This window comes from Capnocytophaga sp. H2931 (genome assembly GCF_002302535.1).
Lineage (GTDB): Bacteria > Bacteroidota > Bacteroidia > Flavobacteriales > Flavobacteriaceae > Capnocytophaga > Capnocytophaga canis.
This window is the reverse complement of record NZ_CP022381.1, coordinates 2,567,761-2,582,803: the sequence shown is the minus strand read 5'-3', so window position 1 is coordinate 2,582,803 and position 15,043 is coordinate 2,567,761. Positions and strand designations below refer to the sequence as shown.

The 15,043-nt window shown below is 33.8% G+C and carries 13 protein-coding genes and 1 pseudogene; 7 read left to right on the top strand and 7 right to left on the bottom strand.

Going from position 1 to position 15,043, the window contains the following annotated elements; all coding sequences use genetic code 11:
* The first annotated feature begins 62 nt into the window (after nucleotides 1-62).
* The 6 genes from CGC52_RS10930 (at nucleotide 63) to CGC52_RS10905 (ending at nucleotide 4,290) form a co-directional block, all read left to right on the top strand.
* Nucleotides 63-656, top strand: a complete 594-nt coding sequence (locus CGC52_RS10930; protein WP_095894375.1) for a hypothetical protein — start codon at nucleotides 63-65, stop codon at nucleotides 654-656.
* Between the two features lie 92 nt (nucleotides 657-748).
* A complete protein-coding gene (locus CGC52_RS10925; RefSeq protein WP_095894374.1) occupies nucleotides 749-1,576 on the top strand; it encodes a hypothetical protein in 828 nt (275 codons plus the stop codon).
* A gap of 149 nt (nucleotides 1,577-1,725) precedes the next feature.
* Complete coding sequence (locus CGC52_RS10920) at nucleotides 1,726-2,355, top strand: hypothetical protein (protein ID WP_157909141.1); 630 nt, start codon at nucleotides 1,726-1,728, stop codon at nucleotides 2,353-2,355.
* A 123-nt stretch (nucleotides 2,356-2,478) separates the two neighbouring features.
* Nucleotides 2,479-3,348: a hypothetical protein gene (locus CGC52_RS10915; protein ID WP_095894372.1), complete on the top strand. Its 870-nt coding sequence runs from the start codon at nucleotides 2,479-2,481 to the stop codon at nucleotides 3,346-3,348.
* 19 nt (nucleotides 3,349-3,367) lie between these two features.
* The gene (locus tag CGC52_RS10910; RefSeq protein ID WP_042345184.1) at nucleotides 3,368-3,889 is read left to right on the top strand and encodes a hypothetical protein; all 522 of its coding nucleotides are present in this window, start codon (nucleotides 3,368-3,370) and stop codon (nucleotides 3,887-3,889) included.
* 41 nt (nucleotides 3,890-3,930) lie between these two features.
* The gene (locus CGC52_RS10905; protein ID WP_095894371.1) at nucleotides 3,931-4,290 is read left to right on the top strand and encodes a hypothetical protein; all 360 of its coding nucleotides are present in this window, start codon (nucleotides 3,931-3,933) and stop codon (nucleotides 4,288-4,290) included.
* Nucleotides 4,291-4,321: 31 nt separating this feature from the next.
* On the opposite strand, the pseudogene CGC52_RS10900 reads toward CGC52_RS10905, so the two are convergent.
* The 6 genes and pseudogenes from CGC52_RS10900 to abc-f all read right to left on the bottom strand — a co-directional run.
* A pseudogene (locus CGC52_RS10900) lies at nucleotides 4,322-4,549 on the bottom strand (transposase); the annotation flags it as partial.
* Nucleotides 4,550-4,597: 48 nt separating this feature from the next.
* Entirely contained in the window at nucleotides 4,598-5,800 is a 1,203-nt protein-coding gene (locus CGC52_RS10895; RefSeq protein ID WP_095893597.1) for an IS256 family transposase, read from the bottom strand.
* Between the two features lie 93 nt (nucleotides 5,801-5,893).
* Nucleotides 5,894-6,904 (bottom strand): IS256 family transposase, encoded by a 1,011-nt coding sequence (locus CGC52_RS10890; protein ID WP_232751816.1) that lies wholly within the window; start codon nucleotides 6,902-6,904, stop codon nucleotides 5,894-5,896.
* Nucleotides 6,905-7,125: 221 nt separating this feature from the next.
* Nucleotides 7,126-8,919: a long-chain fatty acid--CoA ligase gene (locus CGC52_RS10885; protein WP_095894525.1), complete on the bottom strand. Its 1,794-nt coding sequence runs from the start codon at nucleotides 8,917-8,919 to the stop codon at nucleotides 7,126-7,128.
* A gap of 64 nt (nucleotides 8,920-8,983) precedes the next feature.
* The gene (locus CGC52_RS10880) at nucleotides 8,984-9,538 is read right to left on the bottom strand and encodes an RNA polymerase sigma factor (RefSeq protein WP_042345139.1); all 555 of its coding nucleotides are present in this window, start codon (nucleotides 9,536-9,538) and stop codon (nucleotides 8,984-8,986) included.
* Between the two features lie 81 nt (nucleotides 9,539-9,619).
* Nucleotides 9,620-11,512 (bottom strand): ribosomal protection-like ABC-F family protein, encoded by a 1,893-nt coding sequence (gene abc-f / locus CGC52_RS10875; RefSeq protein WP_042345141.1) that lies wholly within the window; start codon nucleotides 11,510-11,512, stop codon nucleotides 9,620-9,622.
* 130 nt (nucleotides 11,513-11,642) lie between these two features.
* Here abc-f and CGC52_RS10870 point away from each other — a divergent pair, with 130 nt between their 5' ends.
* A complete protein-coding gene (locus tag CGC52_RS10870) occupies nucleotides 11,643-12,479 on the top strand; it encodes an IS5 family transposase (protein ID WP_095894369.1) in 837 nt (278 codons plus the stop codon).
* 386 nt (nucleotides 12,480-12,865) lie between these two features.
* On the opposite strand, the gene CGC52_RS10865 is transcribed toward CGC52_RS10870, so the two are convergent.
* On the bottom strand, nucleotides 12,866-14,992 hold the full coding sequence (locus CGC52_RS10865) for a Tex family protein (RefSeq protein ID WP_095894368.1): 2,127 nt from the start codon (nucleotides 14,990-14,992) through the stop codon (nucleotides 12,866-12,868).
* Nucleotides 14,993-15,043: the final 51 nt, after the last annotated feature.

Below are 15,043 nucleotides of genomic sequence, written 5' to 3'. Positions count from 1 at the left end.
TCATTCATTTTCTGTGCTTGTGCAAGTTTTGCACAAGCACAGAAAAACTAAAACTACAAATAATGAGAAACAAGTTAATTATAGCACTATTTTTGTTCGCTTTCAAGTCATTTGCCCAAATAGCTACAAACCATCTTTTTATCATCATTGACAATAAAGACGGTGCGCAAAAAACAGAAAGTAGAAAAATCAGATCAAATGATGAAGGCACCAAGTTTCATATTAAGAAAATAACTCATTACAAAGAGCATCAAGAAATAGATTTAATTTATGAGAATGGCGAAGTTAGTAAGATTTACGAATATTTTTACGTAAACGAACCTAAAAATTGGCAAATTTCATTTAGTTTTAATCATTATGCAAACGGAGGCACAATCAATAATTTTATTTTAATGCTTCCAAAGGAACGGTTTGAAGAAATCGCAAGAGAGAGATATTATGCAAACTATTTGGAAACATTATGGTCAAAAATAGACCTTAATACCATCGGACCATTTTACAGAAAATATGAGTATTATGACAAGAGAACTTCGTATGCGAAAGGAGTATATCGAAGCAATGTGTTTATAGTGTTTACCTCCGATTTAGAAAAAGATTACATTCCTTGCTACGAAGTGGATGTTTTAATAAGTACAATTGTAGAATATTGTGATTAAAATGAAACTAATTCTAACACTAATTTTCTGTGCTTGTGTAAGTTTTACACAAGCACAGATTAACTCAAATAGTCTGTTTTTTGTAACTAATTATGAAAACGCAAATTCTTATTTTTTTTAGTCTTATATCTAGCCATATAGTTGTTGCCCAAAAATATATTTCGTTGGAAGAGCTAAACTCAAAATACGATGTTAAAGAGTACAATTTTAGTTTATCTTCTTTTGGAATAGAGAGAACTTTTGAAGTTTACAACATAGAAAGAGGCGAAGATTTATTACTTATTACAATTTTACCCGATTTAAAAGATGGCTATGATTGGATAGAAGTTCAAAAAAGTGAATTGCAGGAAGAAAATTTTGTTTCCTATCGATATTTGATTGATAAATTGGAAGTTAACAATAATTTATCTAATAAATACTTTTTAGTTAAAAAAATTGGCGATCAAATTTTTAGGGCAAGACTCACAAATTTGCAATTGTTTAAAATTGTTAATTTTTCGGACGAAGATATTCACATATCCGGAAAAAATGTTCTTAATTTGGGAGCAAAACCTATTATAAAAGAGCAGCTATATGCTAAATATAAACAGCAATTTCCTGATAAAGTATTTTTATTTGAAAATGGTTTTGGAATTCCGAGTTATTTAGAAAGTGTATATCTATATGATGTTCAACTGATAAATAACGAACAAGTATATTTCTTTTGGATTTTTAATACGTATGGAGGAATTGGCAACTTAGCATATATTAAAGGAAAAGGAATTGTTGCAGGGCGTTATCCCTATTATTTTTCATTAAAAACAGGAGGTAAAATAGCTGTAAGTAACGACCCCTCTTATTTGCTTCGTAAAGTGTGGGACAAAAATGATACAGAAAACAAAATGATGTGGGCAAAAGAACTTTTTCCTGAAAGTCAATAACTTTTAGATTTGTAACAATGAAAACAAAACTTTTAATCACACTATTTTTATGTTCTTTTCTCGGGTTTTCACAATCCGAGAAAAGATTTATACTCTTAAACGATATAATACCCAACAGTGTAAGAAAATATACTCTTGATACTGAAAAAATGTATGGAATTAAAGCTCAAATTGAGCTATATAATCTTGACCATTATCAAGGTCTTTTCCTTTTTAGTGTACTTCCTGATTTAGAAACGGGCGAAAATTGGGAAGAAATTTCATACTTGCTTATAGAAAATGAAATATTACCTGCAAAAAAAATACAAGAAGCTATATTAAACAACAATGAACTTAAAATGTTCAATAAATATAGGTTAGTAAAAAAAATTGGAAATAAATTTTTTGTAGCAAAAAACGTTCTTATAGAAAAATTCAAAGTAATTGACACTGAAACTTCTCTGAAAATTTCTGGAAGTAATATTCTTAACCTTAAAGACAAAATAATGACTTACAGCGATGTTAAGAAAACATATCTTAGCCAAGTAAGTAATAAATTTCCTATGGAAAGTGATACTTACGGGTATTCGTGGATAAAAGAAGAGTTTCGAGCAATATATCTTTCAGAAGTAAAACAAAAAAATAACGAAAAAGTTTATCTCTTTTGGACACTCGACGACTGGAATAAAGATTTTGAAAAACAAAATAAACATCGCAATAATGGAATTACTGATAAGAAAACTATAATTACCATCGAGGTATTGACCGATTTGCATATATTGAAGGCAAAGGAATTGTAGGAGGTTCGTATGATTTTTATTTCGACCGAACAGAAGATGGTTTCAAGCGAGTTGTCAGATACGATATAATGTGGGCAAAAGAACTTTTTCCTGAAAGGCAATAACTCTTAGACATTTCTAACAATGAAAACAAAACTTTTAATCATACTATTTTTATGTTCTTTTCTCGGGTTTTCACAATCCGAGAAAAATTATGTTTTGTTAGATAGCCTTGCTTCAAAATATCAAGTAAATAAATATACACTTAACACAAATAAACTCTACGGAGTCCATACAGAAGTGGAAATGTATAATATTTTACGAGGAGAAATCATTTTATTAATTTCTGTTTTGCCAAATTTATATAATAATCAACCCAAATGGAAAGAAATACAATGGCAAGAAATCAAAAATAATGTTATTTCTCCTGAAAAAATAACCCGAAGAATCATAAACATAATTAGTCCTTATGAGGCGAGTGATTATATGTTAGAATCCAAAGAGTTCAATAAATTTTCATTGGTAAAAAAGGAAAATGAGAAATATTATGTAGCAAAATTTTCATTATTTGAATGGTTTTATGTTGTTGAATTTAAGAGTTATATAAATGTTTCACAAATTAAGAATTACATTCTTAATTTGGGGCAAAACCCTATCAAACGTATTGATTTTATGGAGGGAAAGGACAAAGAAAGTTTTTTTATCCCTCATCATTTGCGAAATATTTATCTTTCTCAAATTGAAAATCACGGAAATGAAAAAATATATCGTTTTTGGACTTTTGATAGGTGGCAAGTCAGTGATTATTACAACGAACATCGTGGTATTGACCGCTTTGCGTATATTGAAGGAAAAGGCATCGTGGGAGGTTCGTATGATTTTTACTTTAAGTTTGTTCCTAAATATACAAGTAAAAATCATATTTATATAAAACTCACTCCTGAACAATGGGAAGAAAATGGCCTACAAGAAAAAATTATGTGGGCAAAAGAACTTTTTCCTGAAAGGCAATAACTCTTAGACATTTCTAACAATGAAAACTTTAATAACTTTAATTTTCTGTGCTTGTGTAAATTTTGCACAAGCACAGATTAACTCAAATAGTCTGTTTTTTGTAATAAATAATGATAATCCAAACTTCTATGAAAAGGTTATTGGGAAAAATATCACACAAAAAACATATGGGATAAACTGTCCCAACTCACCTTTTTGGAGTGTTTCGTTTATGTACTTTTCAAAAGATTTCTTTGACTATCCCGCAAGATTTGTTTTACTTATGCCACAAACTATGTTTAAAGAATTCGAAAAGAAAAATAGCGTAATCTATGTAAAACAAGAGGAAGAAAAATGGATCAAAATGCAATTTGATGAATTTTCAAGTCAAGTGTTAGAACGCTCACCTCATTATGAAGATAGGTTTTACAATTACTATGACAAAGAATATCAAACCGAAAAACGATATAATATTTTTATCATTAAAGAAGAAGATTTAGAGAAGGATTATATTCCTTGTTATGAAGTACAGCTATTTATTAGACCGACAGCTTTGGAATGAAAACAATAATAATATTAATTTTCTGTGCTTATGTAAATTTTATGCAGGCACAAATTAACCCAAGCTCCTTATTTTTGGTAATTGACGATAAAGATGGTATCCAAAAAACAGAAACTCGCAATATCAAGGGAGAAGAAAATTACACATTAAAAACCAGTTATTATAAAGAACATCAGAATGTAGAGCTTCTTTTTGATAACGGGAAAAATGCTAATTATTACATCGCTTATTATATAAACCAAAGTGAAAATTGGCAAGTATCTTTTCGTTTTGATTACTATAAAGGGGAAGAAAATGAAACTTATGGAGGTTACATTTTGCTTCTTTCCAATCCGATGTTTGAAAGTTTTAAAAGAAAGGGAAATGTAGCAATTTTTCAAGATGCGACACTATCCCTCTAAGTGTGTAAGTTAAAAAGTTGGGGTTAAGTTTTTATAGTTTGAGTCTTTGTGCAAATATAAGCATAAATTGGTTTAAGACAATCCCCCAATTTTGGATAGGCATACTCCACTTTTTGGTAGCTTCTCTCAAAGCCAAGAAAACGGACTTTTGCACAGCTTCGTCTGTTGGGAAAGACAGCTTGTTTTTGGTGTATTTCCGAATCTTACCATTCAGATTCTCAATAAGATTGGTTGTGTAAATAATTTTTCTTATCTCTAACGACACTATCCCTCTAAGTGTGTAAGTTAAAAAGTTGGGGTTAAGTTTTTATAGTTTGAGTCTTTGTGCAAATATAAGCATAAATTGGTTTAAGACAATCCCCCAATTTTGGATAGGCATACTCCACTTTTTGGTAGCTTCTCTCAAAGCCAAGAAAACGGACTTTTGCACAGCTTCGTCTGTTGGGAAAGACAGCTTGTTTTTGGTGTATTTCCGAATCTTACCATTCAGATTCTCAATAAGATTGGTTGTGTAAATAATTTTTCTTATCTCTAACGGAAAATCGAAAAATACGGTCAATTCGTCCCAATTGTCATACCAAGATTTGATAGCATAGCCGTATTTTGACTCCCATTTTTGGGCAAAATCTTCCAAAGCAACCTTGGCAGCTTCCTTGTTAGGGGCAGTATAGATGTGTTTCATATCGGCTGTAAATTCTTTTCTATCTTTGTAAACCACATACTTACAAGCATTCCTAATCTGATGAACCACACATATTTGCGTTTGTGATTGGGGAAAAACCGTGCGAATGGTTTGCGTAAATCCGTTTAAATTATCGGTGGCAGTAATGAGAATATCTTCCACTCCACGAGCCTTTAAATCAGTGAGAACGCTCATCCAAAAGGCGGAACTTTCATTCTTTCCGAGCCACATTCCTAAAACTTCCTTTTTTCCCTCTCGATTCAAGCCCACAGCAAGGTAAATGGTTTTGTTGACAACTTTTGAGTTCTCACGAACTTTAAAAACGATGCCGTCCATCCAAACAATCAGATACAGCTCGTCCAACGGGCGGTTCTGCCAAGCGACCATTTCATTGGTAACCGCATTGGTAATCCTTGATATTGTGGAAGTTGATACTTCAAAGCCGTACATTTCTTGGATTTGTTCTTCGATGTCGCTCACGCTCATTCCTTTGGCATAGAACGATACGATGATGTTTTCCAAACCATCGATAACGTTCTTGCGTTTAGGGACTAACATTGGGTTAAAACTACCGTCTCTATCCCTAGGAACTTGGATTTGTTCTTCGCCAAAGGAAGTTTTTATCTTCTTGGAAGTGTGTCCGTTACGATAATTTCCATCTTTAGTTTTGTCGTGTTTTTCGTTGTCCAAGTGAACGTCGAGTTCGGCATTGAGCATATGTTCCACCGCTTTTTTGTGGAGTTCTTTAAAGAAACCTGTCAAGTCCTCAGCAGTCTTAAATGACTTGTAAAATTCTTTGCTGTTGAGCAATTCTTCCTTGTTAATCATATCTGTTTAAATTATGGGTCAAAAATAGTTAAAAAGTTATTTCCGAAATTTTTTTTGAGCTTTTAAGGGCTCAAAAAATTTCAGAATAACTTTTTAACTTACACAGATTATGGGATACTCCCTCTCTAACGGAAAATCGAAAAATACGGTCAATTCGTCCCAATTGTCATACCAAGATTTGATAGCATAGCCGTATTTTGACTCCCATTTTTGGGCAAAATCCTCCAAAGCAACCTTGGCAGCTTCCTTGTTAGGGGCAGTATAAATGTGTTTCATATCGGCTGTAAATTCTTTTCTGTCTTTGTAAACCACATACTTACAAGCATTCCTAATCTGATGTACCACACATATTTGCGTTTGTGATTGGGGAAAAACCGTGCGAATGGTTTGCGTAAATCCGTTTAAATTATCGGTGGCAGTAATGAGAATATCTTCCACTCCACGAGCCTTTAAATCAGTGAGAACGCTCATCCAAAAGGCGGAACTTTCATTCTTTCCGAGCCACATTCCTAAAACTTCCTTTTTTCCCTCTCGATTCAAGCCCACAGCAAGGTAAATGGTTTTGTTGACAACTTTTGAGTTCTCACGAACTTTAAAAACGATGCCGTCCATCCAAACAATCAGATACAGCTCGTCCAACGGGCGGTTCTGCCAAGCGACCATTTCATTGGTAACCGCATTGGTAATCCTTGATATTGTGGAAGTTGATACTTCAAAGCCGTACATTTCTTGGATTTGTTCTTCGATGTCGCTCACGCTCATTCCTTTGGCATAGAACGATACGATGATGTTTTCCAAACCATCGATAACGTTCTTGCGTTTAGGGACTAACATTGGGTTAAAACTACCGTCTCTATCCCTAGGAACTTGGATTTGTTCTTCGCCAAAGGAAGTTTTTATCTTCTTGGAAGTGTGTCCGTTACGATAATTTCCATCTTTAGTTTTGTCGTGTTTTTCGTTGTCCAAGTGAACGTCGAGTTCGGCATTGAGCATATGTTCCACCGCTTTTTTGTGGAGCTCTTTAAAGAAACCTGTCAAGTCCTCAGCAGTCTTAAATGACTTGTAAAATTCTTTGCTGTTGAGCAATTCTTCCTTGTTAATCATATCTGTTTAAATTATGGGTCAAAAATAGTTAAAAAGTTATTTCCGAAATTTTTTTTGAGCTTTTAAGGGCTCAAAAAATTTCAGAATAACTTTTCAACTTACACAGATTATGGGATACTCCTATATTTTTACTGTCTTCTTTTGCATAAAAATATAAAGGAAAAACAAACAAAGGCTGTCTGAAACTTATCGGACAGCCTTTATTTTATATGAATAAAATATTATTTATACATAGCTTCAATCTCACGTTGGTAATTCACATAAATTACTTTGCGTTTGAGTTTCAACGTAGGTGTAATTTCATTTTTTTCAATCGAAAAAGAGTTTGGAAGCAATGTAAACTTCTTTATTTGTTCATAATCAGGTAAATCTTTTTGAAAACGCTGGATTTGTCTATTTATAAAATCAAGTACTTGTACATTTTTAATTAATTCAGAAGTATTTTTATACTTAACATTCAGATCTTCAATCATCTGCGTAAGTATCTCAAAATTAGGTACAATCAATGCAGAAACGAATTTTTTACCGTCTGCAATGATAGCAATTTGGTCAATAAGATTGTACTTACCGATTTTTCCTTCAATATGTTGGGGAGCAATATATTTCCCATTAGAAGTTTTCATCAATTCCTTGATGCGATCAGTGATGAAAACATTATTTTCAGCATCCAAATTTCCTGCATCGCCCGTTTTTAAAAATCCATCTGAGGTAAAGGCTTTTTCAGTTTCTTCTGGATTTTTATAGTAACCACGCATCACCATGCCTCCTTTAACCAAAATTTCGTTGTTTTCTCCGATTTTCACCTCAGTATTTGGCATTAAACTTCCTACCGATTTGAAATTGAAACTGGAGTCATCCCAACACGAAACCGTAGCTAAGGTTTCCGTCATTCCGTAACCCAACTTGACATTAATGCCGATAGAATGGAAAAACCGACCGATGCTAGGTTCTAAGTTTGCTCCACCGCAAGGCATGAAACGGATACGTCCTCCTAAGGATTTTTTAAATTTAGCAAAAACTAACTTTTCTGATAGTTGCACCGATTTTTGTAGAATCCACGAAGGTTTTTGATTGCGTTGTTTGGTTTCGAACATTTTCCGACCACTTTTCACTGCAAAGGCGAAAATTCCACGTTTGATGAACGATGATTTTGCTACCATATCGTGAACTGTGGCAAATATTTTTTCATAAAACCTTGGAACAGCACACATTACAGTAGGTTTAACCTCTATGAGGGCAGTTTTAATGTTATTGGTATTTTCTAAATAATAAACTGTCGCACCTTTATACAAACAATAGTATGTCCACGCTCTTTCAAACACATGAGACAGAGGCAAAAAAGCCAACGATTCATCGTTGTTGGAGAGTTTTAATTTGTTATCATGTCCAATTAATTGATAAGCCAAATTTTCGTAGTCAAGCATTACTCCTTTGGGTTCTCCAGTTGTTCCAGAAGTGTATATAATTGTAAATAAATCACTTAATTTTTTATCATCAATACGTTTTTGAAGCTCTTCCTGATATTTTTTCTCTGCTCCTAAAGCTAAAAAATCTTGCCATGACATTGAAAATTTAGATTCTTTCAACGCAACATTTTCTTTGAAAACTACAATTTTTTGCAATGAAGGACACTTATCGGCAACCTGTAGGACTTTGTCGTATTGTTCCTGATCTCCTACGAAGAGTATCTTTATTTCAGCGTGATTTATAACATAAAGAGCTTGTTCTGAAGTATTTGTAGCATAAATAGGAACGGGGACAGCTCTGATAAACAAAGCTCCAATATCTGTAATTGTCCATTGAGGCATATTTTGTGCAAAAATCCCAATGGTTTCTTGTGGTTTTATTTGGAAAGAAAGCAAAGCATTTGCCACTTTTTCGGTTAATTCTCCAAAATTTTGCCATGAAATGGTTGTCCAATTTTGATCAGGCTTGCTTCCTAAAGCTTTTTTTGAACCGTATTTTTTAACATTCTCTTGAAATACGGAAACATAGTGATACGGTAATAAATTCATTTCCATTTTTGATCTGTGAAAAGCAAATATATGTATTTCATAGCAAATACACAACGGTGAAACACTATGAAAAGTTATTTTTTAATAATTCTGCAAGTATCTTTTTAGCTCTCAGCAAAGTAACTTTTACATTGCTCAATGAAATATTCATTATTTTAGCTATTTCTTTATAAGATTTTTCATTCAAATATCGCAGTTGAATCACTGTTCTATAAGGTTCTTTTAATTGCTTTATGGTTGTTAGTAAATGATTGAGACTTTGTTCTGTGATTAGTTGGTCTTCAATGGTTGGTGATTCGTCTGCGATAGTTTTGGCCTCATTATCCTCCGAGGAAGTCGTATTTCGAGTACTATTTTGGCGACTACGAATCATATCCACATGTATGTTCTTTGAAATAGCAATCAACCAGGTTTTGAATGAAAGGTTTTCATCATAAGTTTCAATGCGATCGAATGCCTTTGAAAATGCTTGTATGGTAATGTCTTCGGCATCGTTTTCATTATCGGTTCGTTTCAACTGAAATGCATAGACCTCAGACCAGAAAACATCCAGTAAGTAACTGAACGCCTTTTGATTACCAGTTTTGGCTTCTTTTATTTTTTGTTCCAATAATGCCATTTCAATTTTTATTTATGATTTTAAAAACATTCAACAGTTATTTGCTTCTTAATAAATCTGTCAATTTGGATTTGCATTCCCCTACCCTAACTGCTCCTGTAAAACCTCCCAATCAAACATCAATTGATCCAAATCGGCTTTTTTTGATTCGTAAAGAGCATAAAATTCTTGACTCTGCAAGGATTCTCCCATTTGATTTGTCATTGCTTTTAGCTCATTTTCAAGTTCAGTAATTGCATTTTCGATTTTGTTGAGTTTATTTTGTAGTGTTTTCTGCTGTTTTTGTTGCTCGAATGATATTTTGACTTGAGCATTCGGTTTTTCAATTGGTGTATTCTCCTTACTTTGTTCAATCTCTCGAAAATTACTAACAGCCCGTTGTTCTAAGTAAAAATCAATATCTCCTAAATATTCTTTTATTTTTTTATTCTTAAATTCATACACTTTGTCGGTCAATCCTTGCAAAAAGTCACGGTCGTGTGAAACTATGATGAGCGTCCCTTCAAAGTTTTGCAGGGCTTGTTTTAGTACATTTTTTGATTTGATATCCAAATGGTTAGTTGGTTCATCCATTACCAGTACATTAAAATCTGAAAGTAACATTTTCGCCAATGCCAATCGGTTGCGTTCACCTCCTGAAAGTACTTTTACTTTTTTTTCTACATCATCACCGCGAAATAAAAATGACCCTAATATATCTCTGATTTTCATCCTATTAGAATCATTAGCTGCATGAAACATTGTATCGAGAATGGTCATCTCACCATCTAAATAAGAAGACTGATTCTGAGCAAAATACCCTAACTGTACATTATGTCCCAATTTGATATTTCCTTCAAAAGGTATTTCGCTGACAATCATCTTTGCTAAGGTTGTTTTTCCTTGCCCATTTTGCCCTACAAATGCAATTTTACTTCCTCTTTCTATCAGTAAATCAATATGTTGTAACACTTGTTTGTCACCATAGCTTTTGGATACATCCTGAACTTCCAGAACTACTTTACCTGGGGTTACGGACATTGGAAACCGAATGTTCATCACGGAATTATCTTCCTGATCAACTTCGATGCGTTCAATTTTGTCTAATTTTTTTATAAGTGACTGAGCCATAGAGGCCTTAGTAGCTTTTGCTCGAAATTTTTCAATCAGTTTTTCAGTCTGTTGTATTTTCTTTTCTTGATTTTTTTGTGATGCAAGTTGCTGTTCTCTGATTTCTTGGCGAAGTTCTAAAAATTGAGAATAAGGCTTCGGATAATCGTAAATCTTTCCAACAGAAATCTCTATGGTTCTGTTCGTTACGTTATCAAGAAACATTTTATCGTGCGAGACAATGACTACTGCTCCTGTGTATGAGGTCAGGAATTGCTCCAACCAAATAATCGATTCTATGTCCAAGTGGTTGGTAGGCTCATCAAGTAGTAAAATATCATTATTTTGAAGTAATAGCTTTGCGAGTTCGATACGCATACGCCATCCTCCTGAAAAAGTGTCTGTTTTCTTCTGAAAATCAGCTCGTTGAAATCCTAATCCAATGAGTACTTTTTCCGTTTCTCCTTGGTAATTATATCCTCCAATGATGTCATAGCGGTGCGTTATTTCGCTGAGCGTATCCACCAAATCGTGGTAACTTTGGCTTTCATAATCTGTCCTGCTTCCCATTTCGCGATGAATTTCATCCATTCGCAGTTCAAGTTCCTTGATTTCATCAAAGGCTTGGTAGGCTTCTTCTAAAATCGTCCTACCTTCTTCAAAATCAATATCTTGTTTTAGAAAACCAATATTAACATCTCTGTCTGTTGCAATAATCCCCGAATCAGGCTTCATCTCTTTGGCTAATAATTTCAATAGAGTAGATTTTCCTGCACCGTTCTTGCCTATAAGCCCTACGCGGTCACCTGCATTGAGCATAAAAGCTACCTCTTCAAATAAATATTCTCCTTGAAATGAGACAGATAAATCATGGACATTCAACATAGTAGTTTTTGTTAAATAGTTATCTTTCAGTGAATGCAAAGATAAAAAAAATTGACGAACCTATCTTGACTTTTTGAAAACAAACAAGGAATTATGATTTTTGTGGTGTGAAACATAAAAACCTAAGACCTTGTTTGTAGTACTGGACAAAGATACGATAGTAGAAGAAATTATCCCACATTTACCTAAAAGAAAAAGAGGGTTTAAACCAAAATCACCTATTAGTGAGATAATTAACTGTATTTTATACAAATTGAAAACAGGTATTCAATGGGCACTTTTACCAATGGAACAATTGTTTTCAGAGGTAGTTCCGAGCTATAAAACCGTGTTTGGGCATTACCGAAAATGGTGTGAAGAAGGTGCTTGGCAGACTTGTTGGGTAGAAATTTTGAAGAAAAACAAATCGAAAATAGATTGTTCAAGTTGCGATTTTGACGGTAGCCAAACACCCGCAAAAAAAGGCGGCGAAGAAGTCGGTTATCAAGCTCGTAAAAAAGCAAAAACAACGAATAGTTTGTTCTTGTCCGACAGGCAAGGTTTGATGTTAGCAATGTCTCAGCCTATATCCGGAGAACATCACGACTTGTATAATATAGAGACTCATTTTCAAGAAATTACATCCGTTTTGAAAAAAGCTGAAATCTCCACAGAGGGTTTATTTGTGAATTTTGATGCAGGTTTTGACAGTGAAAATCTTCGGAAAATAACCGCCTCAGAAGGTATCATAGCCAATATTTGTGAAAACAAAAGAAACCAAAAATCACCCTCTGAAACGGAACATTATTTCGATAAAAAACTCTATAAAGAGCGTTACGCCATTGAAAGAAGCAACGCTTGGATGGATAGTTTTCGTTCGGTTTTAAATCGTTTTGATACTACCGTAAGTAGTTGGATAGGTTTCAATTACCTTGCATTTATCGTCTTAGGACTCAGAAAATTTAAACAAAAGAGAAAGTCGAGATGAGTTCGACGTATAAAAAAGCTCTTAAAAATTAATTAGAAAGAATCGTCTCAGGTTTTTAAATAATAAAAAAAACGATACGTTATGAAACATTTTTGTACCTAAAAATCCCTAAATGTCATTTAGTTACAAAATAAGTTTGGATTTTACCCGTGTAACAAAAGTATTTTGAGAACAAATTTACTGATCATTAATCAAACTCAAAATAAGCTCTACCTGGACAATGACAGTATTTTTCGGATAGACATCCTGTTATAGTCCTTTCTGTATCTTGCACTTTAACTTTATTGTGATTGACTATTTCTGGTAGTATGGATTACTTTCTCAAACGGGGTGAATTTTGAGTTTTATATTAATTATCAATAATTTAAATGGAGTAAATTGAAAATCTAAAAAATTAAACTCAATCCTATGCGTTTACGCTGTTCATCTACTTCAACTACTTTTACCGAAAGATGCTGATGCATTTTAACCACCTCGTTTACATCTGAAACGTACCCATCCTTAAGTTGGGAAATATGAATCAATCCACTTTCTTTAATACCTATATCTACAAAGCAACCGAATGCAGTAATATTGTTGACTATCCCAGGGAGAATCATTCCTACCTTAACATCATTAAAAGACTTTACATTCGGGTCGAATTCAAATATTTTTGCTGATTTTCGAGGATCTATACCAGGTTTTTCCAGTTCTTTGAGTATATCTTTCAAATAAATAACTCCAATTTCTTCGGTAATGTATTTTTGTATATCAATCTTGGCAATAGCCTCCTTATTTCCGATTAATTTTTCGGAAGAAAGTCCCAAGTCTGTCGCCATTTTTTCTACTATGGGATAGGCTTCAGGATGAACGGCAGAATTATCCAACGGATTTTTACCTTCATGGATTCGTAAAAAAGCTACTGCTTGTTGATAAACCTTTTCCCCTAATCGAGGGACTTTCAATAAATCTTTACGCTGAGTAAAGGTTCCATTTTCAGAACGATAGGTAACTATGTTTTCTGCCATCTTCTCTCCTACTCCAGAAATATAAGACAACAACGCCTTTCCTGCTGTATTGAGGTTTACACCTACAGAGTTCACACAACGAACAACCACATTGTCCAATTCTTCTTTAAGCTTACTTTGGTTAACATCGTGTTGATACTGCCCTACTCCGATTGCCTTGGGTTCAATTTTCACTAATTCCGCCAAAGGGTCGGCTAAACGTCTTCCGATAGAAACCGCTCCTCGTACTGTAACATCATAATTCGGGAATTCTTCTCGTGCAATTTTAGATGCGGAATATACCGATGCTCCTGCTTCATTCACAACAAACACTTGTACAGGTCGGTCGAACCCTATTTGTTTGATGAACAATTCTGTTTCGCGAGAAGCCGTTCCGTTACCGATGGCAATAGCTTCTATTTTATAAGAATTAACTAATGACTTAATTTTCTTACTTGCAATGTGTAACTCCTTTTGAGGCGGATGCGGGAAAATAGTTTCGTTATAAAGCAAATCACCTTTCTCGTCTAAACAAACAACTTTACATCCGGTTCTAAATCCTGGATCTATGGCTAAAATACGTTTTTCACCCAAAGGAGAAGCTAATAACAATTGCTTTAAATTTTCAGCAAAAATACTGATTGCTTTTGCATCCGCCTGTTCTTTAGCCTCTTGTAATGTTTCATTGGCAATGGAAGGAGCTAATAATCTTTTGTAACTGTCAGTGATAGTATCTTTGAGAAAATCAGCCACTTCTCCCTTGGAATTAATAATTGTTTTTTCTATAAATTCGAGAGCTTCTTCAGTATCTATTTCTACTTTCAATCGTATGATTCCCTCGTTTTCAGCCCGAAGTATTGCCAACAATCGGTGCGAAGGTGCTTTCATCAAATTCTCTTGCCAGTCGAAATACATATTGAACTTTTGAGCCTCTTGCTCGTCTTCCTTAGTTTTAATGACTTGTGAAACGATGGTAGATTTACGTTGGAACATACGCCGTAAAGTCTTTCGAATAAAAATATGTTCGCTAATCCACTCGGCTATAATATCAGATGCTCCTTGTAAAGCCTCTTTTTCATCGGAAACATCTTTAGTAATATATTTTGAAGCCGCATGTTGTAAATCACTCACCCGTTGAGACATAATAATTTTAGCCAAGGGTTCTAATCCTTTCTCTTTTGCTAAATCAGCTCGTGTTTTCTTCCGTTTCTTATAAGGTAAGTACAAATCTTCTAATTCGGTGATAACAAAACAACTAGCTATTTTATTTTTGAGTTCATCCGTAAGTCTGCCTTGTTGCTCAATGGCACTAAGGATAGTTTCCTTTCGTTTGATAATATTCTCATAATCAGTTTGTGATTTAGCAATTTGCTCAATACTCAGTTCATCCAAATTCTGAGTTTTATCCTTTCGATAACGAGCAATAAAAGGAATGGTACACCCTTCCGCAAGTAGTTGCAAAGTATTTTGAATTTGGTTAGCTTGTAAAGTTGCATTTTGATTTTGAATGTACTGAATGTTTGTCATCGTGATAAAATATGTTTAATGAACTGAAGTATATCATAAAAACGAAAAAGG

Bases quoted from the DNA above. Each gene is read 5' to 3' on its own strand.
- CGC52_RS10880 (WP_042345139.1), bottom strand. From the start codon at position 9,538: ATGGCATTATTGGAACAAAAAATAAAAGAAGCCAAAACTGGTAATCAA.
- CGC52_RS10905 (WP_095894371.1), top strand. From the start codon at position 3,931: ATGCAGGCACAAATTAACCCAAGCTCCTTATTTTTGGTAATTGACGAT.
- CGC52_RS10910 (WP_042345184.1), top strand. From the start codon at position 3,368: ATGAAAACTTTAATAACTTTAATTTTCTGTGCTTGTGTAAATTTTGCA.
- abc-f (WP_042345141.1), bottom strand. From the start codon at position 11,512: ATGTTGAATGTCCATGATTTATCTGTCTCATTTCAAGGAGAATATTTA.
- CGC52_RS10930 (WP_095894375.1), top strand. From the start codon at position 63: ATGAGAAACAAGTTAATTATAGCACTATTTTTGTTCGCTTTCAAGTCA.
- CGC52_RS10895 (WP_095893597.1), bottom strand. From the start codon at position 5,800: ATGATTAACAAGGAAGAATTGCTCAACAGCAAAGAATTTTACAAGTCA.
- CGC52_RS10925 (WP_095894374.1), top strand. From the start codon at position 749: ATGAAAACGCAAATTCTTATTTTTTTTAGTCTTATATCTAGCCATATA.
- CGC52_RS10885 (WP_095894525.1), bottom strand. From the start codon at position 8,919: ATGAATTTATTACCGTATCACTATGTTTCCGTATTTCAAGAGAATGTT.
- CGC52_RS10890 (WP_232751816.1), bottom strand. From the start codon at position 6,904: ATGATTAACAAGGAAGAATTGCTCAACAGCAAAGAATTTTACAAGTCA.
- CGC52_RS10865 (WP_095894368.1), bottom strand. From the start codon at position 14,992: ATGACAAACATTCAGTACATTCAAAATCAAAATGCAACTTTACAAGCT.
- CGC52_RS10915 (WP_095894372.1), top strand. From the start codon at position 2,479: ATGAAAACAAAACTTTTAATCATACTATTTTTATGTTCTTTTCTCGGG.
- CGC52_RS10920 (WP_157909141.1), top strand. From the start codon at position 1,726: ATGTATGGAATTAAAGCTCAAATTGAGCTATATAATCTTGACCATTAT.